The organism is Halorussus caseinilyticus (genome assembly GCF_029338395.1).
In the GTDB taxonomy this organism is placed as follows: Archaea; Halobacteriota; Halobacteria; order Halobacteriales; family Haladaptataceae; genus Halorussus; species Halorussus caseinilyticus.
In genome coordinates, this window is record NZ_CP119809.1 from 2,583,914 (window position 1) to 2,603,026 (window position 19,113).

Below are 19,113 nucleotides of genomic sequence, written 5' to 3' on the forward strand. Positions count from 1 at the left end.
CGAGCGGGCGGGGGCTTTCGAGGACTTCTTCGCTCCGGTGTCACCGCGACGATTCCGACGACTCCTGACCGCCGACACAGCAACCGCTACCCGGCCAGCGACTCCGAAAACGAAAACCGAACGTCCCGATTCCTAGTCGCGGCTTTCGATGTCGCCCGCGTCGTACTCGCCGTCGAGGAACCGCTCGCCCTGTTCGGTGATGGCGTAGGTGCCGCCGCCGAGGTTGTCGAGCAGGCCGTAGTCGTCGAGTTCGCGGCAACGCATCCCGACGTGGTTGGCCGAGTAGTCGAGGTCGTCGCCGAGTTCGGCGAGGCGGTTGCGAATCGCCGTCGGCGGGTGGTTGCCGTGTTCGCGGATGAATTCGAGGATTCGCTCGTCGGTCTGGGTCAGCCAGCTAGCGTGCTTTCGCATAGTAGACCGAATTTCGGTGCCGAAGTATAAATAAGTACTCGTTTTAGCAATGTAGAGGTTTGTCTCGTCCGGAGAGAGATGGGTTTCGAGCGTAGATACATTGTCGCCGACCGTGATGAAAATTATCCGAGGAATAGCGGGGGTAGGAGAGCGAGGAACGAAAACCCGAGAGGATGCCGAACCGCCGAGGACGATGGCCCCGCGGATTCACCCGTCGTTCCCTTCTAAGGTCGTCGCGTCTAGCTCTTCGTTCAGGTACGCCGCACCGAGGTCGGAGAGTCGATAGTACCCGCCCTCGCGCTTTTCGAGCAGGCCGTAACTCGTCAACTCCCGGCATCGCTCGCCCGCGTAGTTCCGGTGCATGTCCGTATTCCGGGCGACGACCGCAGGCGGGACCTCACCGGCGTCGCTGACGTATTCGAGGATAGCGTCGTCGGCCGGTTTCATCCACTCCGCACGCTGGCGCATGACGAATAAGCGGCGAAACAGTCGGTTAACCGCTCCGGTGGAACGAGATTGCTTCCTAAATAGAATTCTACAGACTTGCGAACGCAAATCTTGAAGTGGTTATAGCGAGACAGTGACATCGTGCAAGTCCACTCCCGACGCGACCCGACGACCGACTCCCGTCGGAACCCGAAGACGCGACGGGCGACTCCACGACAAAAATGACACCCACTGACCGGACCGAGAAGCATATCGGGGGGTTCCGCACCGAAACCGAACCATTGGCTGACGACGGGCGCGCCCCGTCGTTGTGGCCCGCCGGGGAGACGCTACCAAGGTTCACCGAGGCGACGCGGCGGTCACTCGGCGTCTCCGTCTGTCCGTTCTGCTTCGACCAGTGCGTCGAAGTCCACGTCGGGGTCGTCGTACGCCTCGCGGTGGGCGAGTGCGACCCGCCCTTTCGGGGTGATTTCGTACAGGCCTGAGTTCTCGGCCGGGCCAATCTTCGTGACCAGTCCGTAGTCCGCCAGAATCGGGAGTCGGACGTTGACGTGCGACCGACTCTTGTCGATTTCCAGTGCGACGTTGGACGCGACGTTTCGGCCACCGTCGGCGAGTTGCTGGAGAATCAGGAAATCGGTTGGCCGCTGGAGTTTCACAGTCTCACTACCCTATCGGGGTTTTTCGCTACCGACTTTTCACTCTGCCTACAACTATCGGTTGTTTCTTATAGTAGCATGAGTTAGTAGTTGCCATCAGTAATTACTTGTTCGCCCGTCCACAATCGAGATGTGAGGAAGTCCACTCCCGACGCGACCCGACGACCGACTCCCGTCGGAACCCGAAGACGCGACGGGCGACCCCACGACAAAAATGACACCCACTGACCGGACCGACGAGTACGAACGCATCGCACGCGAGACAACGTGGCAGGTGGTGACTCGCCTCGCCGAGGATGCGACCGTCGCGGCCGACGAGACCGCCAGCGCGGTCTACCGGGACGGCGACCTCTCGGCCGAGCAGGTCGAACGGATGCGCCAGACCGTCTTCGACCTCCGATACGCGACCGAGGAGTATCTCGCGCGGTTCTGCGCCGAGACCGACCCGTGGGCTGACGACGGGCGCACCCCGTCGTGGCGACCTACCGGGGAGACGCCGACGTGGTATCCCGAGGGTGAAACCTCGCGGACGGACGCCGAGCGCGGTAGTGAGGAACGAAATCGGGAATAGCTAGTTCGGTCCCATCTCCCCCGCGAGACCCCGCCGGACCCTACTCGACGGGTTCGCGCCAGTGAATCGTGACGTTGTTCACCGCGAAACTGTCGTCAGTGGACTCGTCGCGACGGACCCGGAGCGTGTTCGCGCCCTCGTGGAGTTCGGTGTCGGTGATGGCGTCCTCCCAGTACTGCCACCCGTCGGCGGGCGGCACGTCGAACCCGCCGAGCGACTCGTCGTTGATTTGGATTTCGTGGCCGTACTCACCGACGCGAAAGGCCTGCAAGCCGAGGTAGGGGTCGGTCGCGCGGTCGGTCGGGACCGTGAACTCGAACTCGGAGGTAGCGTCGCCGACGTACTCCGCCCACGGCACGTCCAGCGCGTCCTCGTCCCCGAGGTGGGCGCTCACGTTCACCAGCGCGTAGTTGGCGCGGTAAGCCATACCCCGTCCACGACGCGCGCCGTGAAATTCGTGGGGGTCGATGGGTCGGAGAGGGGTTTGGGTCCTTGTCGGTGGTGGTCGGTGTGGTGGTAGTCGTCTTCGGTGTGGTGGTCGGTAGTGGTGGTAGTCGTCTTCGGTGTGGTAGTCGGTAGTGGTGGTAGTCGTCTTCGGCGTTCGTCGGTCCCGCTAGAGATGAGTCGGCACTACAGACGTAAGTTGTCGAGAGGAAGCTAACTTCAGGCTTGAACCGATGAAGACCGCAACCGCCCCGCACCGCCACCGCGGGCCACACACCTCCCCAACCGACTCCCTCACTCGTACCCTTCGGGTACTCGTTCGGTCGTCCACCGGCAGACAATCCGGTCTGCCGAGCAGTCGGCGCACAGCGCCGACGACCTCGCGCGGATGGGCGCGGCCACTCGCGGGCCGCGCCCGCACGCGCCGGGGTGGACGGTCGAGCGCGGGCGCACACGCCGGAGTGGGCGTGTCGCACGCGAGCGCACGCTGGCGGAGAGAACAATCCCCCTCAGAGTCGGACGTAGGCGTACCCCTCGTCCTGCAACCGGGTGAGTTCGCCGACGCCCGACGAGACGACTTCGACTCCCTCCAGCAAGTCGGTCTCCGAGACCGCGGGGTGCCGTGCGGCGTTGCGACAGACCTTCAGACCGGCGCCTTCGCCGAGAAGGTCCCGGAGGTCCCCGGCGAGGTCCGAGTCGGCGTGGAGGCTGGCGATGGCCTCCCCGCGGTCGAAGACCGCCGCGACCGACTCCATCTCGACCGACTCGTCGGCGAGCAGGTTCCGGACCTTGGCGACGACGACCCGCACGTCCTCGGGCGTCGAAACGTGGAAGACGGTTTGCATGCTCGGGGTCTCTCGCGGCGGGGCGAAAGGGGTTGCGGTGGCGTCGGACCGTCGCTTCGCGCCGAATGAGAAACCCGTAAACCGCCGCGTCGCCACCCTATCGACATGACCATCCTCGAAGACGCTCGCCGGGTCGCCGAGAACGGCCCGGTCTGCGATTCCTGTCTGGGCCGGTGTTTCGCCGACCGGAGTTTCGGGCTGACCAACGACGAACGCGGCCGCTCGCTCCGGGTCGCGGCCGCACTGGAGGACGACGACCCCTTCGACCCGACCGACCCCGAGACCTGCTGGGTGTGCGAGGGCGAGAGCCAGCGGTTCGACGAGTGGGCGCGGAAAGTCGCCGACTCGCTCGAAGGCTGGAACTTCGCCACCTATCAGGTCGGAACTCGGACCCCGCCGCTCATCGAGGAGAACGAGGCCCTGCTCCGTGAGTCCGCCGACCTGCCCGAGGACGCGGGCGAGTCGTTCAAGTCCGAGTTCAACCGGGAAGTCGGCAAGCGCGTCGGCCGACTCACCGGGACCGAAGTGGACTTCGAGCGCCCCGACGTGTTGGCCCTGCTCAACGTCGAGGCCGCGCCGCGGGCGGGCGAGGAGGGAGAAATCTCGGACCACGCGGTCGAGGTCCAAATCAACTCGGCGTTCGTCTACGGCCGGTACGAGAAACTGAAGCGCGACATCCCCCAGACCGAGTGGCCCTGCCGGGAGTGTGGCGGGTCGGGCAAGCAACTCGCGGAGGGCGGCGGCGAGGAACCCTGCGACCACTGCGGCGGGTCGGGCTATCTCTACGACGAGAGCGTCGAGCAACTCACCACCCCGCCGGTCTTGGAGGCGATGGACGGCGAGGAGGCGCTGTTCCACGGCGCGGGCCGCGAGGACGTGGACGCCAAAATGCTCGGGACCGGCCGACCCTTCGTCATCGAAGTCAAGCGCCCCCGAACCCGGAGCGTGGACACCGACGCGCTCCAGCGGGAAATCAACGAGTTCGCCGACGGGAAGGTCGAAGTCACCGACCTCGCGCTGGCGACTCACGAGATGGTCGAGCGCGTCAAGGAACTCGACGCGAGCAAGACCTACCGGATGGACGTTGCCTTCGAGGACGACGTGACCGAGCAGGCCCTCGAAGCGGCCATCGAGGAACTCCGAGGCGCTACCGTCGAACAGGACACTCCCCAGCGCGTGGACCACCGCCGGGCCTCGCTCACCCGGACCCGGAGCGTCTACGACATCGACGGCCACCTCGAAGACACCCGAACCGGCGAACTCGAAGTCCACGGCGAAGGCGGTCTCTACGTCAAGGAACTCGTCTCGGGCGACGACGGCCGGACAACCCCGAGTCTCGCGGGTCTGCTCGGCGTCGGCGCGGAGGTCACGGCGCTCGACGTAGTGGCCGTCGAGGGCGAAGACGAAGCGTTCGACGACCCCGAGTATCTGAAGGAAGCTGTCTGAGGACTTCGGTCCGGAGACCGCGGTCCGACCGAGGCGACCGATGCGCCACAAACCGTAGATACCGAAACGGCGTACCGCCGACATGGGACCCGACGACCGGCCACACGGCAACGAAGACCGCGAAGAGATACCGGACGACGACCCCGGCGACCGGTTCGGACAGAACGTCGGGGAGGCCGTCGCCAGCGACCCCTCGGCGATGACCGGGATGCTCGGCCACTTCTATCGGGGACAACTCCACCGCACGACGACGTGGCGGGGTCGTCTCGACCAGACATCCTACTGGGCGGTCACGATTATCGCCGCCCTGCTGACGTGGGTGTTCTCCAGTTCCGGCAACCCCCACTACCTCCTGCTCGTCGGGATGGGCGCGATGGTGGTCTTTCTCGTGGTCGAGACCCGGCGCTACCGGGCCTACGACGTGTGGCGCGAGCGCGTCCGACTGCTCGAACAGGACCTGTTCGCGGGAGTGTTCGACCCCGAGAGCGAACCGACCCATCCCGACTGGCGGCAGCGTCTCGCCGCCGACCTCAGAGACCCGTCGGTCAAGACGCCGATGCTCGTCGCGCTGGCCCGGCGACTCCGGCGCATCTACTATCCGCTGTTGCTCGTCCTGCTGGCGTCGTGGCTGGTCCGAATCACGGTGTTCCAACCGAAGGAGACGTGGCGAACGACCGCCCGAATATTCGGCATCTCGGGCGCGACGGTGGTGATGGGCGTCGGCCTGTTCTACCTTGCGATGACGGCCGTCGTGGTCTACGGCGTCGTGAGTCGAGGCGAGCGCGAGTTCCACGAGCGCGAGCAGACCGACCCGTGGAGAGAGTGACCGGCGCGGTCCCGCCGTTCGGCGTCGGTCACTCGACGGCGGACGAAACGGCGACCCGGCCGTCGGCGTGAATCCGAATCTCGTACCGTTCGACCGTGGCGGTGAACTGCCAGTCGGCGGTCTCGTTCGCCCGGAACAGGGCGTCGATGGCGTCCACGTCCACGCTGTCGTAGAGTGTGAGGTCGAGTTCCGACGGCGAGACGCCCTCGACGGCCGCGAGCGCGGTGTAGAGCGTCCTGCTTACCGGTTCCGAGTCGGTGGGGTCGTGGCGGGTGCGGTAGAGTGCCGTCGCGTCGGTCTCGGTCGAGTGAGTCGAAACTGCCATACCTGTCGGACGACTTCCAGAGGCATCAATCTCCGGCAGACACCCGTCAGACGCTCTGTTCGTCCCGTCTGCGGGGGCGTGAAATTCCCGCGCTCGTGGCGATTGGGTCGTTCAATCGTCGGCGGGCGCGTCCGGTCGGAACTCCCGACTGATGGCCTTCCACTTGCCGGTCGAGAACCGGTAGTAGTTGATGACCGCTGGAACCGTCGTCTCGGCGACGAACGAGAGGTAGAGACCCATCAGTCCGAGCGACGTGGTGGCTCCGAGATACGCCACCGGGATGGCGACCCCGAACATGCCGACGACTTGACTGTAGAACGGCCAGCGCGTGTCGCCGCTGGCGTCGAGCGGTCCCGCGGTCGCGGCTTTGACGCCCTGTCCGACGGCGGCGACGCAGGCCGCGTAGACGAGTGCTACCGCGACCGGAATCGAGAGGTCGCTGGCGTCACCGACGAACAGGAGGACGATTGGTTCGGCGAACGCGCCCACCAGCGCCGCCGCGACGACGTAGGTAGCGACCGAGAAGACCACGATGTCCACGGCGTACTCCTCGGCGGCGCGTTCGTCGCCGGTGCCCAGTTCCTGACCGACGAGACTGCTCGCGGCCAGTCCGAAACCCCAACCGGGCGTGTTCATCAGTCCCCAGATGCGCCGACTGATGACGTAGGCCGCGACCACGCCGGGACCGAACAGCGCGACGATGGCGAGCATCGGGAACTTGGCGACGGTCCAGATTCCGTTGCGGCCCACGACCGGGAGACCGATGCGAACCAAGTCCACAATCGTCTCGCGGTCGAGGTAGGTGCCGACGGGATTCACCTGCACGGGCAAGTCGCCGACGCCCGGGAGACGACCCCACACGAGACCCGCGACGAACGTCGCGGTCACGAGGACGTTCGCCAGCACGGTGCCGACGGCGGCCCCGACGACGCCCGCGTCGAGACCGAAGATGAAGACGCCGCTGAGGACGACGTTGGCGAGTGCGCCGCCGCCGCGGACGACCATCGGCGTCCACGCGTCGTCCGCGCCGATGTAGACCCGACTTCCGACGAGGTTGAGACCCGCGAACGGGACGCCGAACGCGAGAATCCGGAGGTAGTCCGCGCCGAGTTCGACCGCCCGCGCGTCGTCGGTCATCACCGCGATGAGGTCGGCGGGAAAGAGCCAGAAGGTCGCGGCCACGGGGAGCGACACCGCGACCACGACGGCGGCGCTGGCCCGGACCGCCTGTCCGAGTTCGTCGCGGGCGTCCGCGCCGTAGCGCTGGGAGACGAGCGCGATGGTCCCGCCCGCCATGCCGCCGCCGAGCGAGAACGCGACGCCCCAGTAGGGACTGGCGAAACCGATGCCCGCGATTGCGACCGGGCCGATTGCCAACCCGACCATCGCCACGTCCACGGCGTTCTTCGACATCCGCGCGAGTCCGGTGACGATGCGGGGCCACGCGAGGTCCGTCGTCCGACGGACTCGCTCCGGGGCGACGAGACCGACGCGAGCGAGCACCCAGCCGACCGCGAGGATGAGAAGTCGGACCGGATTCGGGAAGCGTACCACGTTAGTCGGAGTATTTCGAATCGAAAGTAAAATAGTTTCTATGTGAGTGAGAGGCGTTCGGACGCGAACCGTGACGCGAGCGTTATCTCCGTCCCCGGCGCGCGCCGAGTCGAACGACGAACGTGCTTCGCGTGCCGGGACAGAACGGTCGTCCGGCAAGTTACAACAATTCTAAACATAACTATACAATTCTTTAACATTCCTATACAAACCTCAAGTCCTCCCGAACCGCACCCCGCCGACCATCGAAACAACCAATTAGTCGCGCACAGACTTCGGGAGCGTGTTCGGAGTAGACGAAGCGGGAAAGGGTCCGGTCCTCGGGTCGATGTTCGCCGCCGCGGTCCGAGTCTCCGACTCGGACGCGCTCCCGGCGGGCATCGCCGACTCGAAGCGACTCGCCCCGAAGCGCCGCGAGCGCATCGCGGCCGAGTTGCGCGACGCCGACCGCATCGCGGTCGGCGTCGCCGAAGTCCCGGTCGAGCGAATCGACGGCGACGAGGACATGAACACCCTCACCGTGGCGGCCCACGCCGAGGCCGTCGGCGAAGTCGTCGGTCCGGACGAGCGCGCCCCGGAGGGCATCGCGGACGCGGGCGACACCAGCGAGGAACGTTTCGCCCGCAGAGTCGCCGACCGCGCACCCGCAGAGGTGTCGCTGACCGCGGAACACGGGGCCGACGACGAGTACGCCGTGGTCGGCGCGGCCAGCATCGTCGCCAAGGTCGAACGGGACGCCCACGTCGCAACGCTCGCCGACCGCTACGCCGACGAGTACGGCCCGGAACTCGGGGACCTCGGGTCGGGCTATCCGAGCGACTCGACTACTCGGGAGTTTCTGGAGTCGTTCGTGGCCGCGGAGGGCCGTCTGCCCGACTGCGCGCGACGGAGTTGGTCCACCTGCGAGGACGTGCTGGCGGAGGCCGAGCAGTCTGGACTGGGGGAGTTTTAGGTCGAGCAGGTCGGAGCGGGGAAAGTAGGCTTTTTCGAGGGGTTCGGACCTGTTACCGGCGGGTTTGCTACATCGGCGAGGTTTGCTACGCTGGCGGAGTTTGCTACGGCGGTCAAGCTAGCTACTGCCGACTCCGATGAAGACCGCACTGCACCGCCCCGCATCGCGAGGGCCACGTCCTCAACCGACTGCGTTGCCTGCGGTCGCAGGTCAGCGAGACGCGAAGCGTCTCGCAAGCCTCAGTCGCTTCGCTCCGGCCTGTGCTACTCGTCTCTCGCACGCCGTCGGCGCGGCCACTTGCGGGCCGCGCCAGCGCGCGCCGGGTGGAGAAGGACGAGCGTCAATCGGCGTCGGGTGAGCTATCCTGAACTTTTTGGCGGTGGGGTTCGGACCGCGAAGTATGGTCCCCCACTGCTCGCGGCGATGCCGAGTCCCTTCGAAGTCGTCTTCTTCGGTCTCTTCGCAGTCGCGGCGCTGTTGAAGTGGCGACTGTTGGACCGGTTGCTCTCCGGCGAGTTCTCGCCGTGGAACCTGCTCGGGGAGTACCGGGACGGGAAGCAATCTGCGGGAGACGACGAGTAAGAGTCTTATATGTTCCGGAGTCCCAAACTGTACTCGAGAGCAGTATCGATTTCTTCCATCTTGTCGTCCGGAATCGCTCCGAGGTTCTCCCGAATCCGCTGGTCGATGGAGACCGTACGAATTTGGCTACAAACTGCAACCGAAGCTTCGCGGAGTGGGGACTCTTCAGTCGTTACTAGCACCTCGAACGGGTACAGTCTTTCGCCGAACGAAGTCGTGAACGGAACGACGACAGTAGTCGGCGCGTTCTCGTTCCCGACATCGTTCTGAACGACCAAACACGGGCGGGTTCCTCGCTGTTCGGAACCACGAGTCGGGTCGAGTTCGACGACTACCACATCGCCACGACGAACCTGCATGAGTTACCAGTCGGGGACATCGCCCACTCTTTCAGCCGCTTCGCGTGAAACCCCGTCGAACGCGTCGGCGATTTCCCGGTCACGGTCCGCACGACGACGATACCCCTCCGCGAGGTCGGCCTCCGACACCGGCGTCTCGATGACGATTTTGTCGTCTTCCTCGCTGACGATAACTTCGTCTCCACCGTGGATGCCGAACCGTTTCCGCAGGTCTTTGGGAAGCGTTATCTGTCCACGTTCCCCCACTTTTCGTTTTTCGCTCCCTCCCATACCGATTCATATCCGATTCATACTTATGTCTGTTTCGTTCGGGACGACGCCAGCGAGCGAAGAAGTGACGGAAAGCGAGTTTACTTCTCGGTCAGCAGACTCCGCAGGATGTCACCGTAGGCCGGGCGCGTCACCAGCACCCCGATGAGGACGCCGAGGATGGTGACGATGGCGAATCCTTGCAGGTCCCCGAGCGAGAGGACCGCCAGCGGACTCATGGCGATGATGGTCGTCGCCGCGGCGGCACCGATGACCCAGAACGCCTTGCGGAAGCGGCTCTGGAACACCCGCGAGGAAGACACGTCGCCTTCCGACATCACCTCGTCGGCGATGATGATGAGGTCGTCCACCCCGGTCCCGATGACCGCGATGAACCCGGCGATGTGCGAGAGGTCCAGCGGCAGTTGGACCGCGGCCGCAAACCCGAGCAGGATGACGACTTCCGAAAGCGCCGTCACCAGCATCGGCGCGGCGACCTTCGGGTCTCCGTACCGGAGGAAGACCACGGCGCTGACCGCGCCGACCGCGACCAGTCCGGTGATGAGCGAGTAGAGTTTGAACTCCTCGGCCAGACTCGGCGCGAGGAAGTACGACGTGCCCTGCTCCATGTTCAGCGAGGCGGGGAGCGCACCCGCGTTCAGGTGAATCTGGAGTTCACGCGCCTCGGACATGTTCGTCGTAGTCATGACGAAGCTCGGACTCTGGGTGAACTTCTCTTGGCGGAAGGTTCCCGCGAGTCGCTCGCCCATGCTCGCGGCGTAGACGGTTTCGCCGTCCTTAACGGTGTACAGGCAGTATCCGGGGTCCTCGGGGTTCGTCCGCCAGCGACACTGGCCGACGCCTTCGGTGACGAACCCGAACTTCCGCATCGCGTTCGAGAAGTTCTCGGCGGCCTGCTGATTCAGAACGACAGGAACATTTGGACCACTCGTGGAACTCTCTTGAGCAGTTCCGATGCTACTGAAGTCGCCCTGCGAGAGCAGGGGCACTTGGCGGTACTGGGTGCCGTTGCCGGTCTGGTTGTCGGCCGGGAACGTGGCGACGACTTCGACCTTCCCGCGTTCGGTCACGAGGTCCTCGACTTCGGTCCGGTTGGTGTTGGGCATCTCGATGACCACGAAGTGCTGGTTGTCCGCGGTTTCGACCTCTTGGACGCGGCCGCCCGAGAGTCCGGCCTTCGAAATCTTGTCCCGGAGGATGCGCACGACCGTACTTCGGGTCTCCTCGGTGACGCCCTGTCGGACGGTGGTGTCGTCCGCGTAGTATCCGGCCTGCTGGAGGGCGCTTGCGAACTCGTCTTCGGTAACGTTGTCGCTGAACACTTCGACGGTAGTCGTCTCGTTGGCCGCGGCCGCGAGGCGCACGGTCACGTCGGAAGCGGTGACGCCCGAGATGTTCCCAGCGACCCGTCGCTCTACGGTGAGCGGTTGGGTCCCCCGCGGCACGTCCACGTTCTCGGCCGTGAGTCCGTTGACGGGCGCGCGGATGCGAGTCCCACCGGAGAGTTCGAGACCGAACTGGAGGTTGGTCGGGCCGCTACTGGTCTCCTCTACGACTGCGCCGTCGCCGCCACCGGCGTCGCCACCGACGCCGGGCGAGAACAGCGCGAACGTGCTGACCACGAGGAAGACGACGAGCAGGATGACTCGCCAGTTGTCTCGGAAGTCCATCTATCGAGACACCCCCTCGTACTTGTACCAGCGAAGCAGGCTGAGGTTGAGCATGTACGTGTTCATCAGGTCGGTCGCCAGACCGAGGACGAGGACGATACCGATGGACGCCAGCAGGTCGATGCCGAAGAAGTAGGCGACAACCGACATGACGGCCATCGCCGACAGCGACGTGACGGTCATCGTCACGCCGGTCCGCATCGCGCGGTGGGTGGACTCGTAGAACCCACCCGACCGGCGGAGGATGTGGTTGTTCAGCAGGATGTCGGAGTCCACCGAGTACCCGATGAGCATCAGCAGGGCCGCGACCGTACCCAGCGACAGCGGGATGCCCAGCAGGTTCATCAGCGCGACCGGAATCACGATGTCACTGAACGCCGAGATGACCACCGCGATGGAGGGTACGAACGTCCGGAACATGAGGAAGACGAGGACGCTCATGCCGACGAACGCGAGACCGATGCCCATCAGCGCGAGTCGCTGGGTCGATTCACCGAAACTCGCGGAGGTCCCCTGCACGGACTTCACCATGTCCGCGGTGGACTGGCCCTGTACCGGTTCTAAGTTGTTTCGCGCCTGCTGAGCGATGTCTTCGGCCTCAGGCGGGAACGTCACGATGTAGGTGTTCGCGGAGGTCTGGACGGGCGTGACCGTCGCCTCCTCGTCGAACGCCGTGGAAATTTCGGAGGGCGGTGTCGAAGTCTGGACGCGTAGCTCCGTGCCACCAGTAAACTCCATACCGAGCCGTACCGGTGCGCCAGTGGTGAGTTGCCACCCGAGGATAACCAGCAGTGCGACGGCGAGAACTGCGAGGGGTATCGCCGCCAACTGCCGGTTGGTGTACTGGGTGTAGTCCACCTCCGGCACTTCGAACGCTACCATATGGGTGTGGAATGTGGTACGGCCGTGAATAAGTGTTCTTATACAGTTCGCTTTCACGTGAGATGTTCCCGCGGGAAGAAGGCTCAAACCCTTCGCCCGCGTAGTCGGAGACATGGGAACAGATACCGACGAGACGGCGACAGGAGACGAGAACCTACGCGAGCGACACGAGAACCTCACGCCCGCCGACCGCGTGGTGGTCTCGTATCCCGAGGACCTGAGCGACTGGGGACGGTTTCAGGTCGAGAAGGACGCGTTCGTCGCGTACCTCCGCAAGACCAAGACCGACCGGGTTCGGCAGGGCGACGTTTTCGAGGAGTTCGTCGGCGTCGGATGCTGTGGCAGTACCTTAGACGTGCCGCTCCGAATCGAGGAAATCGAGGGCGGCGAGACGTTCGGCCCGGACACGGCAGTCGAGTTCTCGGTCCGGGAGGCCTGCGGGATTCAGGGTGGCTGGCAGGTCCAGAGCGAGGGCGGACCGAACGAAGTGTAACTCGCTCCGCTACGGCATGTAGCGCACGCTGACGACGCCTTCCTCCGCGCGGACTTCGACGCGCGAGACGCCGAGTCGGGCCGCCCGCGAGAGCGTTCCCTCGTCGTCCAGTACGTCCGCCACCGCGTCCTCGGTGTCCTCGGGCGGGACCGAGAGGACGTGAATCTCGCCGTCTCCGGCGCGTTCTTCGCGGGCGACTTCGCCGACTTCCTGTTCGTCGGCGAGTTCGCGCTCTTGGACCGTCGGGGGTTCCTCGCTTCGCTCCGTCGAGAGGGTGCGGCGCTCTTGGACTTCCACGACCGACCACGTGAGATTCATCGGCGGGTCGGGCGCGACGGTGGCCTCCACCGCGTCAGTCTCTTCGACGCCGGGGTTCGAGGAGAGCGTGTGAACTTGCCCGTCGCGTACGTCCTTCAGGACTGCCGAATTACCCTCGGCGTGGGTGACGAGGAAGGTACTCGTCTTCTCGCTGGGGTCGGAGTCGCTCATAATTCGACCTACGGAGGCCGCGCTTTTCCCGGTTGCGCTTGCCCCCGCAGGCGACCGCTATCGCGCGAATCGGTGGACGGCGGCGACCAGCGCCGCGGCCAGCAGTGGCGGCGCGACGGCGTAGACCGACGGGAGCGAGTAGAGAAACTCCACCGCGGGCGCGACCAGCGCGGGCGGGGTCTCGCGTTGACCCGGCGGAGCCGAAATCAGAAGCGAGACGTACAGCGACAGGACGAACAGGTAGCCCGAGAGCGCGAGCGTCGCGTCCGCGCGGACGCTCGCGGTCCCGCGGGCGTGCCGCCGCCCGGACGAGTAGACGGGCGCGACCAGCACCACCAGCAGGAGGACCCCGCCGACGACGAGGAACGCCCGCGAGAAGGTGGCGAGTTCCGACCCGCCGGTGGTGTTGAACACCCACACCGGGAACGCCAGCAGGAGCAGAATCGACGTGAGCGCGCCGAGAAGCGCGCTCACGACGGCGTAGGACTTGAGCAGTCGGGAGTCGGTCTCGGCGAACGCTCGGCGGAACGCGCCGACCACGACGCTCCGGGACCCGGACGGTTCGGCGGGGTCGCTCTCGGTTCGGGTGTCGCCCATCTCATCGAGAGGTTGGGAGTGCGAGGTGAAAAGGGGTGCGATGAAAGGGCCTGCTCGGAGTCAGTCAAGGTTTCGGCATCAAGGTCGCCTCTAGGTGAACGGTGCCCTCGTCCCTGTCGCCGTCGTCGTTGTCTTCGGCGACGGCTTTGAACTGGATTGTCTCGCCGTCGCGCAGTCCGTCAACCACGGCCGTAAATTCGCCGGGTGACGATAGTGATTGCCTGCCGGTCGTGTGCGGGAAGCCCTCGTTCTGGAAGCCCCATGCGAACCACACGTCCGCGGAGTTTGCGCCAGCACCCATGTCGTGCAGTTCGCCGTACATGGTGACACTCCCCTGTCCGGGGACACCGCCGTCGGTAGTCACGGAGGGGTCTTCCCTGCCGACCGCCGCCTTGGCGTCGAGCAGACCGGCACCCTGTTCGTCGTTTCCGAGACCGATGTCTTCGGCCGTCTCCGCGAGCGTGTAGCGGGCGTTCGAGTTGCTCGCGCCGTTCGCCATGAGTTGGCCGCCCGCGCCAGCGACGTGCGGGCAGGCCATCGAGGTCCCCGAGAGCGTGTCGTAGCCGCCACCGACGTACGTCGAGTAGACGTTGGAACCGGGTGCGGCGATGTCGACTTCCGGACCCGTGCTGGAGAAACTCGACAGGCCGTCGCTGGAGTTGGTCGAACTGACCGCCATGACTTCCGGGTAGGCCGCGGGATAGCCCACGCAGTCCGAACATGGCCCGGAGTTGCCCGCCGCGGCGACGAGGAACACGCCGTTGTTCCGGGCGTACTCGACCGCATCCTGAAGCGCCGAACTCCCGGTGGAATCGCCGAGCGACATCGACCCTACGTCCCAGCCCTGATTGGCGACGTACTCGATGCCCGCGGCAACGTCGGAAAACACGCCGCTTCCGCTACTGTAGAGAACCTTGACGGAGTGAAGGGTGGCTTCGGTGGAGACGCCGACGACGCCTTGGCTATTGTTGATGGCGTTGGCAATTCCGGCACAGTGGGTGCCGTGACCGTTGTCGTCGTCCCACGTTCCGGTGCCGGTGAAATCCTTGCCGGTTCCGAGGTTGGCTTGCAGGTCGGGGTGGTCGTCGTCGATTCCCGTGTCGAGGATAGCGATGTCTGCGCCGTTACCTGTCTCGCCGTTACTGTGTAGCACGTCGGCGTCCACGCGGTCGACGCCCCACGGCAGGGTTTGGGACAGCGCCCGTACCGTGCCGTCGTCCTCGACGTACCGGACCTTGGGGTTCTTCCGGAGACCCTTCAGGGCCTTCTCGGAGAACGTGCCAGCGACTGCCTTCCCGACGGAACCGAAGTCGAGTTCGCGGTACACGTCGTCGGCCGCGTCCCGTGCCCGGTCGAAGGACTCGTCGGCCCTCAGACCGACGATTTTCCGGGTCGGGCGCTTCGTGGTTGCCGCGCCCGCAAGTCCCGTAGTGGCCGTACCTGCGGCGATTCCGTGGAGCACCTGACGGCGAGTCAGGGTAGTGTCAATCATTTTATTTTCTCTCCTAAATATACAAATACTAACAGCTACTTAAAACTTCACCTTGAACTGATATTCTAACAAACTAGTAGGCGCAGTTAGACGAAAAAGCCGGTCCCGAATCGAGCTACATCGCGGCTGTCGGGAACTACGAGCGCCGAACACCACCTCAATTTTAGTCCTACGCCGTCGCGGATAGGGGTACATGCGAGTTGACCTCGGCAACGCACTGTCGGAAGTCGCCGACCCCGGACTCACCAGCACCGAACTCGACGAACTCGACGAGCGAGTCGCCGACGCCCACGAGCGAATCCAGCGCGGCCGCGAGGACGCCGAACACGGCTACGCCGCGCTGAACCTGCCCGACACCGCCGACCCCGACGCGATTCGGGCCGCGGTCGAACCGTTCGCCGACGCCGACGCCCTCGTGACCGTCGGCATCGGCGGGTCGGCGCTCGGGGCCGCGACCCTCGCAAACGGCCTGCCCTCCGAGACCGACGCCTACTTCCTCGACAACGTGGACCCCGAACACGTCACCCGGTTGCTCGACTCCCTGCCGCTCGACTCGACGGCGGTCAACGTGGTTTCGCGCTCCGGAACCACCGCCGAGACGCTCGCCAACTTCCTCGTCGTCCGCGAGGCGATGGCCGACGTGGGCGTCGATTGGACCGACCGGACCTTCGTCACGACCGGCGAGGAGGGCAACCTCCGGCGACTCGCCGAGAAGGAAGACCTGCCCGCGCTCTCGGTCCCCGACGGCGTGCCCGGTCGGTTCTCGGTCCTCTCGACGGTCGGACTCGCCTGCGCCGCGATTTGCGGCCACGACCTCGACGCGATTCTGGCGGGCGCGAGCGACGAGGCGGACCGCCTCGCAGGGTCGCTCTACGAGAGTCCGGCCTACGCCTACGGCGCGACCTCTTACGCCCTCGAAGAGCGCGGTGCCGGAGTCAACGCCGTGATGCCCTACGCCGAGTCGCTCGAAACGTTCGCCGAGTGGTTCGCCCAGTTGTGGGCCGAGAGCCTCGGTAAGGACGGGCGGGGACAGACTCCCGCCCGCGCGCTCGGCGCGACCGACCAGCACTCTCAGCTTCAACTCTACCGCGCGGGACCCCACGACAAGATGGTCACGCTCGTCCGCCCGGAAGAGCGCGCCGACCGCGAGATTCCCGAGACGGACCTCGACGGCCTGTCGTACCTCGGCGGGTCGTCGCTCGGCGAACTGCTGGACGCCGAGTTCGAGGCCACCGAAGCGAGTCTGGCCGCCGCGAGCCAACCCAACGTCCGGGTCGAAATCGACCGGATTGACGAGCGAAGCCTCGGCGAACTCCTCTACGGCATGGAGGCCGCCTGCGTCGTCTACGGCGAACTCGCCGACGTTTCGACGTTCACCCAACCCGCGGTCGAGTGGGGCAAGAAGGCCGCCCGCGGTCTGCTGGGCGGCGGGGACTTCGAGGAGGCCGACGCCGTGGCCGAGAAGACGACGCTGACGGTCGAGTAATCTCGTAGTATCGCGGAACCGTCGGTCGGGTTCGCGCTGGCGCGGCGCGACCGACACCCGCCGCGCCCAAGCATAGGGACTTTAGCCCGGCCGGTCCTTGTCCGAGGTATGGAAGACCGTTCTGCCGCGAGCGTCGGCGTCGTGTTGGCCGGACTCGCTCTCGCGGCCGCCGCGTTCCCGTGGGGGACCGTCGGGGTCGGCCCGGTCGAAAACGTCGTCCTCGCGGTCCTCGGCACCGCCGCCTTCGGCGCGTTCGCCCTCCGTCGGCGCGACTTGCTCGCCCGCGGTTCGGGGTCGCTCGTCGCTGGCGTCGCCAGTCTCGGTATCGTCGGCTACGTCGGCGTAGCGACCGCGGGCACGCTCGCTGGCACGAGCGCACCCGTCGCAGAAGCACCGACTCTCTCGCCGTGGGGCGTGACGCTCGCGTTCGTCGGCGGTATCGGCGGCGTCATCGCGGCCTATGGCGACGGCAGGGGACTCCCCGAGTCGCTCGGGCGCGCCGCGAAGGAAGTCGCGTGGAGTCTCACAGTCGGCTTCGCGGGCTTGTTCGCAATCTCGCTGTGGGGGAGTCTCCTGCTCGGTATCGCGGGAGGAGTTCTCCCCGGCGAACCCGGCACCGGCGTCCAACTCGCCATCGGCGCAGTCGCACTCGGGTTCGGCACCGGAACCGTCGCGCTCGTCTACTTCCAGTGGACGGACAAGACGCTCGCGTACCTCGACTTCCGCGTGCCGGACCTGCGGGACCTCGGCTACACCGTCGTCGGCGTGGTCGCACTGTTCGGGTTGCAACTGCTCGTCGCGGCCGTCTTCTCGGAACTCGGCGTGAGTACCGCCGACCACAGCGTCCAACAGGCCGCCTCGGGCGGCAACCCCCAAGTCCTCCTGCTGTTGATTCCGGCGTCGTGGCTCCTCATCGGACCCGGCGAGGAGTTGCTCTACCGCAACATCATCCAGAAGTCGTTGTACGGCACCTTCGGCGAGTGGGGCGGCGTGCTGGTCGCCAGCGTCGTGTTCGCGCTGGCGCACATCCCGGCGTACGCGGCCGGGGCCGACCTCCCCGGACTGGTGAGTACGCTCGTAGTCATCTTCTTCCTCTCGCTCGTCCTCGGGGCGTCGTACCTCCTGACCGACAATCTCACGGTCCCCGCCGCGATTCACGGCACCTTCGACGCGGTTATCTTCGCGGCGATGTACCTCCAGATGTCGGGCGGCGTGTAGCCGACGACCCGGCGCGGTTTGGGTCGCAAAACGACGGCGTGTGCTGTGCGTCTGTCCCGCGTCCGCCTCGCGTCTGACGTAGATTTAACAGCTCCAATCACTTTCGAAAATTGCATGGAGCGTCGCTATTCGTTCACGTGCGAGCGGGACCTCGCCGAGCGCATCGAGGCGCTGGCCCGCGAGTACGACCTGACGACTCAAGAGGTCCTCCAGCAACTCGTCACGGTGGGTCTCGAAGAAATACAGACCGACGAGTAGTCCAGCCTCGGTCGGCCGTCGCCGACCGATTCCGGAACTCGGGCGTCGGCGAAGTCGTCCGGTAACACCGGATAGGTCGAGTGAATCAGGCGTTCGAGGGGTTCTTGCGCGTGAGTTCGCTCCCGCAGATTGGGCACCGGTCTTTGTTCTCGTCGAACTCGCGGCCGCATCCCTGACACTGGAAGAGCCAATCGCGCTGTTCGGAGATGCCGTCTTGAGCGATGATGTCGACGCTCACGTCCATGTGTTCGGCCACGTTCTGCATGGCGTAGTCGTCGGTGACGAGGGTCGCGTCAAGTTCGAAGGCGGCCGCGATGAGGCGGATGTCGGTGGTCGAGAGTTCCTCGGCGTCGCCGGTCTCCCCGGCGGCCCGGCGGACTCGCTCGACCGCACCGTCCTGCGGGATGTGGATGTGCATCCCGGAGCCTTCCATCGCGTCGAAGCGATAGGCGCTCTCGTCTTCTAGTTCCTCGCGGACCATCGGAATGGTCGCCGTGTCCGCGCTGGTGTGATACTCGTTGATGAAGGCTGAGGCGTCTAGAACGTACATTTACCGCTGAACGACGATGTAATCTTTTACTGCCTGCACTCGTTGCACGGGGACCTGAAATCGACCCTGTTCGTCGGAGCCGAACTCCACCGCGTCACTGTTCAACTGTTCGTCCGGTTCGACGAGCAAGTCCGAGAGTTCGCCCGTCTTGAGGTCCATGGTGATGTTGTACAACATACCCAGTTCTGTCCCGTCTGACCCCATGACGGCCTTCCCCGAGAGGTTTTCGGCGAGGATTTCGGACATACGGGGGGTTACTGAGCGCTCCCATATAAAGGATAGGGGGA

The 19,113-nt window shown here is 65.4% G+C and carries 25 protein-coding genes; 9 read left to right on the forward strand and 16 right to left on the reverse strand.

Annotation, left to right across the window (positions count from 1 at the left end; translation table 11 throughout):
• Window positions 1–132: 132 nt before the first annotated feature.
• From P2T60_RS13035 to P2T60_RS13045, 3 genes are all read right to left on the reverse strand, one after another.
• Window positions 133–411: a hypothetical protein gene (locus P2T60_RS13035; RefSeq protein WP_276279688.1), complete on the reverse strand. Its 279-nt coding sequence runs from the start codon at window positions 409–411 to the stop codon at window positions 133–135.
• A 207-nt stretch (window positions 412–618) separates the two neighbouring features.
• Window positions 619–879: a hypothetical protein gene (locus P2T60_RS13040; RefSeq protein ID WP_276279689.1), complete on the reverse strand. Its 261-nt coding sequence runs from the start codon at window positions 877–879 to the stop codon at window positions 619–621.
• 338 nt (window positions 880–1,217) lie between these two features.
• Window positions 1,218–1,517: a helix-turn-helix domain-containing protein gene (locus P2T60_RS13045; protein WP_276279690.1), complete on the reverse strand. Its 300-nt coding sequence runs from the start codon at window positions 1,515–1,517 to the stop codon at window positions 1,218–1,220.
• 214 nt (window positions 1,518–1,731) lie between these two features.
• On the opposite strand from P2T60_RS13045, the gene P2T60_RS13050 reads away from it, so the two are divergent.
• On the forward strand, window positions 1,732–2,088 hold the full coding sequence (locus P2T60_RS13050) for a hypothetical protein (protein WP_276279691.1): 357 nt from the start codon (window positions 1,732–1,734) through the stop codon (window positions 2,086–2,088).
• Between the two features lie 40 nt (window positions 2,089–2,128).
• Here the strand turns inward: P2T60_RS13050 and P2T60_RS13055 are convergent, their stop codons facing one another.
• Both P2T60_RS13055 and P2T60_RS13060 read right to left on the reverse strand, forming a co-directional pair.
• Window positions 2,129–2,515, reverse strand: a complete 387-nt coding sequence (locus tag P2T60_RS13055; protein ID WP_276279692.1) for a DUF7383 domain-containing protein — start codon at window positions 2,513–2,515, stop codon at window positions 2,129–2,131.
• Window positions 2,516–3,041: 526 nt separating this feature from the next.
• Window positions 3,042–3,377 (reverse strand): DsrE family protein, encoded by a 336-nt coding sequence (locus P2T60_RS13060; RefSeq protein WP_276279693.1) that lies wholly within the window; start codon window positions 3,375–3,377, stop codon window positions 3,042–3,044.
• Window positions 3,378–3,482: 105 nt separating this feature from the next.
• On the opposite strand from P2T60_RS13060, the gene P2T60_RS13065 reads away from it, so the two are divergent.
• The gene (locus tag P2T60_RS13065; protein ID WP_276279694.1) at window positions 3,483–4,823 is read left to right on the forward strand and encodes a tRNA pseudouridine(54/55) synthase Pus10; all 1,341 of its coding nucleotides are present in this window, start codon (window positions 3,483–3,485) and stop codon (window positions 4,821–4,823) included.
• An 82-nt stretch (window positions 4,824–4,905) separates the two neighbouring features.
• Window positions 4,906–5,649: a DUF2270 domain-containing protein gene (locus tag P2T60_RS13070; RefSeq protein ID WP_276279695.1), complete on the forward strand. Its 744-nt coding sequence runs from the start codon at window positions 4,906–4,908 to the stop codon at window positions 5,647–5,649.
• A gap of 28 nt (window positions 5,650–5,677) precedes the next feature.
• Here P2T60_RS13070 and P2T60_RS13075 read toward each other — a convergent pair whose 3' ends face one another.
• Window positions 5,678–5,974: a HalOD1 output domain-containing protein gene (locus P2T60_RS13075; protein ID WP_276279696.1), complete on the reverse strand. Its 297-nt coding sequence runs from the start codon at window positions 5,972–5,974 to the stop codon at window positions 5,678–5,680.
• 111 nt (window positions 5,975–6,085) lie between these two features.
• On the reverse strand, window positions 6,086–7,528 hold the full coding sequence (locus P2T60_RS13080; protein WP_276279697.1) for an MATE family efflux transporter: 1,443 nt from the start codon (window positions 7,526–7,528) through the stop codon (window positions 6,086–6,088).
• A 328-nt stretch (window positions 7,529–7,856) separates the two neighbouring features.
• Here P2T60_RS13080 and rnhB point away from each other — a divergent pair, with 328 nt between their 5' ends.
• Window positions 7,857–8,480: a ribonuclease HII gene (rnhB, locus tag P2T60_RS13085; RefSeq protein ID WP_276282206.1), complete on the forward strand. Its 624-nt coding sequence runs from the start codon at window positions 7,857–7,859 to the stop codon at window positions 8,478–8,480.
• A gap of 423 nt (window positions 8,481–8,903) precedes the next feature.
• The gene (locus tag P2T60_RS13090; RefSeq protein ID WP_276279698.1) at window positions 8,904–9,062 is read left to right on the forward strand and encodes a hypothetical protein; all 159 of its coding nucleotides are present in this window, start codon (window positions 8,904–8,906) and stop codon (window positions 9,060–9,062) included.
• 5 nt (window positions 9,063–9,067) lie between these two features.
• Here P2T60_RS13090 and P2T60_RS13095 read toward each other — a convergent pair whose 3' ends face one another.
• From P2T60_RS13095 to secF, 4 genes are all read right to left on the reverse strand, one after another.
• Entirely contained in the window at window positions 9,068–9,421 is a 354-nt protein-coding gene (locus P2T60_RS13095) for a type II toxin-antitoxin system PemK/MazF family toxin (RefSeq protein WP_276279699.1), read from the reverse strand.
• Window positions 9,422–9,424: 3 nt separating this feature from the next.
• Window positions 9,425–9,691, reverse strand: coding sequence for an AbrB/MazE/SpoVT family DNA-binding domain-containing protein (locus P2T60_RS13100; protein WP_276279700.1), 267 nt, complete (start codon window positions 9,689–9,691; stop codon window positions 9,425–9,427).
• An 80-nt stretch (window positions 9,692–9,771) separates the two neighbouring features.
• Window positions 9,772–11,361 carry a preprotein translocase subunit SecD gene (locus tag P2T60_RS13105; protein WP_276279701.1) on the reverse strand — a complete coding sequence of 530 codons (1,590 nt, stop codon included), beginning with the start codon at window positions 11,359–11,361 and terminating at the stop codon, window positions 9,772–9,774.
• The gene (secF, locus tag P2T60_RS13110) at window positions 11,362–12,243 is read right to left on the reverse strand and encodes a protein translocase subunit SecF (protein WP_276279702.1); all 882 of its coding nucleotides are present in this window, start codon (window positions 12,241–12,243) and stop codon (window positions 11,362–11,364) included.
• 112 nt (window positions 12,244–12,355) lie between these two features.
• Between secF and P2T60_RS13115 the strand changes: the two genes are divergently transcribed.
• A complete protein-coding gene (locus tag P2T60_RS13115; protein ID WP_276279703.1) occupies window positions 12,356–12,736 on the forward strand; it encodes a DUF7968 family protein in 381 nt (126 codons plus the stop codon).
• Between the two features lie 9 nt (window positions 12,737–12,745).
• Here P2T60_RS13115 and P2T60_RS13120 read toward each other — a convergent pair whose 3' ends face one another.
• The 3 genes from P2T60_RS13120 to P2T60_RS13130 form a co-directional block, all read right to left on the reverse strand.
• On the reverse strand, window positions 12,746–13,225 hold the full coding sequence (locus P2T60_RS13120) for a DUF5812 family protein (protein ID WP_276279704.1): 480 nt from the start codon (window positions 13,223–13,225) through the stop codon (window positions 12,746–12,748).
• A gap of 57 nt (window positions 13,226–13,282) precedes the next feature.
• Window positions 13,283–13,822, reverse strand: coding sequence for a DUF8056 family protein (locus P2T60_RS13125; RefSeq protein ID WP_276279705.1), 540 nt, complete (start codon window positions 13,820–13,822; stop codon window positions 13,283–13,285).
• A gap of 64 nt (window positions 13,823–13,886) precedes the next feature.
• Window positions 13,887–15,314 carry a S8 family peptidase gene (locus P2T60_RS13130; protein ID WP_276279706.1) on the reverse strand — a complete coding sequence of 476 codons (1,428 nt, stop codon included), beginning with the start codon at window positions 15,312–15,314 and terminating at the stop codon, window positions 13,887–13,889.
• 193 nt (window positions 15,315–15,507) lie between these two features.
• Between P2T60_RS13130 and P2T60_RS13135 the strand changes: the two genes are divergently transcribed.
• The 3 genes from P2T60_RS13135 to P2T60_RS13145 all read left to right on the forward strand — a co-directional run bounded on the left by P2T60_RS13135 (window position 15,508) and on the right by P2T60_RS13145 (window position 18,276).
• Complete coding sequence (locus tag P2T60_RS13135; protein WP_276279707.1) at window positions 15,508–16,800, forward strand: glucose-6-phosphate isomerase; 1,293 nt, start codon at window positions 15,508–15,510, stop codon at window positions 16,798–16,800.
• 108 nt (window positions 16,801–16,908) lie between these two features.
• The gene (locus P2T60_RS13140; RefSeq protein WP_276279708.1) at window positions 16,909–18,018 is read left to right on the forward strand and encodes a CPBP family glutamic-type intramembrane protease; all 1,110 of its coding nucleotides are present in this window, start codon (window positions 16,909–16,911) and stop codon (window positions 18,016–18,018) included.
• A gap of 114 nt (window positions 18,019–18,132) precedes the next feature.
• Window positions 18,133–18,276: a CopG family transcriptional regulator gene (locus P2T60_RS13145; RefSeq protein ID WP_276279709.1), complete on the forward strand. Its 144-nt coding sequence runs from the start codon at window positions 18,133–18,135 to the stop codon at window positions 18,274–18,276.
• A gap of 85 nt (window positions 18,277–18,361) precedes the next feature.
• Here the strand turns inward: P2T60_RS13145 and P2T60_RS13150 are convergent, their stop codons facing one another.
• A complete protein-coding gene (locus P2T60_RS13150) occupies window positions 18,362–18,826 on the reverse strand; it encodes an NOB1 family endonuclease (protein WP_276279710.1) in 465 nt (154 codons plus the stop codon).
• Window positions 18,827–19,072, reverse strand: a complete 246-nt coding sequence (locus tag P2T60_RS13155; protein WP_276279711.1) for a PRC-barrel domain-containing protein — start codon at window positions 19,070–19,072, stop codon at window positions 18,827–18,829. It abuts the gene before it with no gap.
• Between the last annotated feature and the right edge of the window lie 41 nt (window positions 19,073–19,113).

Excerpts from the sequence above, each read along its gene's own strand:
- P2T60_RS13035 (WP_276279688.1), bottom strand. The coding sequence starts at position 411 with ATGCGAAAGCACGCTAGCTGGCTGACCCAGACCGACGAGCGAATCCTC.
- P2T60_RS13040 (WP_276279689.1), bottom strand. The coding sequence starts at position 879 with ATGCGCCAGCGTGCGGAGTGGATGAAACCGGCCGACGACGCTATCCTC.
- P2T60_RS13050 (WP_276279691.1), top strand. The coding sequence starts at position 1,732 with ATGACACCCACTGACCGGACCGACGAGTACGAACGCATCGCACGCGAG.
- P2T60_RS13055 (WP_276279692.1), bottom strand. The coding sequence starts at position 2,515 with ATGGCTTACCGCGCCAACTACGCGCTGGTGAACGTGAGCGCCCACCTC.
- P2T60_RS13060 (WP_276279693.1), bottom strand. The coding sequence starts at position 3,377 with ATGCAAACCGTCTTCCACGTTTCGACGCCCGAGGACGTGCGGGTCGTC.
- P2T60_RS13065 (WP_276279694.1), top strand. The coding sequence starts at position 3,483 with ATGACCATCCTCGAAGACGCTCGCCGGGTCGCCGAGAACGGCCCGGTC.
- P2T60_RS13070 (WP_276279695.1), top strand. The coding sequence starts at position 4,906 with ATGGGACCCGACGACCGGCCACACGGCAACGAAGACCGCGAAGAGATA.
- P2T60_RS13075 (WP_276279696.1), bottom strand. The coding sequence starts at position 5,974 with ATGGCAGTTTCGACTCACTCGACCGAGACCGACGCGACGGCACTCTAC.
- rnhB (WP_276282206.1), top strand. The coding sequence starts at position 7,857 with ATGTTCGCCGCCGCGGTCCGAGTCTCCGACTCGGACGCGCTCCCGGCG.
- P2T60_RS13090 (WP_276279698.1), top strand. The coding sequence starts at position 8,904 with ATGCCGAGTCCCTTCGAAGTCGTCTTCTTCGGTCTCTTCGCAGTCGCG.
- P2T60_RS13095 (WP_276279699.1), bottom strand. The coding sequence starts at position 9,421 with ATGCAGGTTCGTCGTGGCGATGTGGTAGTCGTCGAACTCGACCCGACT.
- P2T60_RS13100 (WP_276279700.1), bottom strand. The coding sequence starts at position 9,691 with ATGGGAGGGAGCGAAAAACGAAAAGTGGGGGAACGTGGACAGATAACG.
- P2T60_RS13105 (WP_276279701.1), bottom strand. The coding sequence starts at position 11,361 with ATGGACTTCCGAGACAACTGGCGAGTCATCCTGCTCGTCGTCTTCCTC.
- secF (WP_276279702.1), bottom strand. The coding sequence starts at position 12,243 with ATGGTAGCGTTCGAAGTGCCGGAGGTGGACTACACCCAGTACACCAAC.
- P2T60_RS13115 (WP_276279703.1), top strand. The coding sequence starts at position 12,356 with ATGGGAACAGATACCGACGAGACGGCGACAGGAGACGAGAACCTACGC.
- P2T60_RS13120 (WP_276279704.1), bottom strand. The coding sequence starts at position 13,225 with ATGAGCGACTCCGACCCCAGCGAGAAGACGAGTACCTTCCTCGTCACC.
- P2T60_RS13125 (WP_276279705.1), bottom strand. The coding sequence starts at position 13,822 with ATGGGCGACACCCGAACCGAGAGCGACCCCGCCGAACCGTCCGGGTCC.
- P2T60_RS13130 (WP_276279706.1), bottom strand. The coding sequence starts at position 15,314 with ATGATTGACACTACCCTGACTCGCCGTCAGGTGCTCCACGGAATCGCC.
- P2T60_RS13135 (WP_276279707.1), top strand. The coding sequence starts at position 15,508 with ATGCGAGTTGACCTCGGCAACGCACTGTCGGAAGTCGCCGACCCCGGA.
- P2T60_RS13140 (WP_276279708.1), top strand. The coding sequence starts at position 16,909 with ATGGAAGACCGTTCTGCCGCGAGCGTCGGCGTCGTGTTGGCCGGACTC.
- P2T60_RS13145 (WP_276279709.1), top strand. The coding sequence starts at position 18,133 with ATGGAGCGTCGCTATTCGTTCACGTGCGAGCGGGACCTCGCCGAGCGC.
- P2T60_RS13150 (WP_276279710.1), bottom strand. The coding sequence starts at position 18,826 with ATGTACGTTCTAGACGCCTCAGCCTTCATCAACGAGTATCACACCAGC.
- P2T60_RS13155 (WP_276279711.1), bottom strand. The coding sequence starts at position 19,072 with ATGTCCGAAATCCTCGCCGAAAACCTCTCGGGGAAGGCCGTCATGGGG.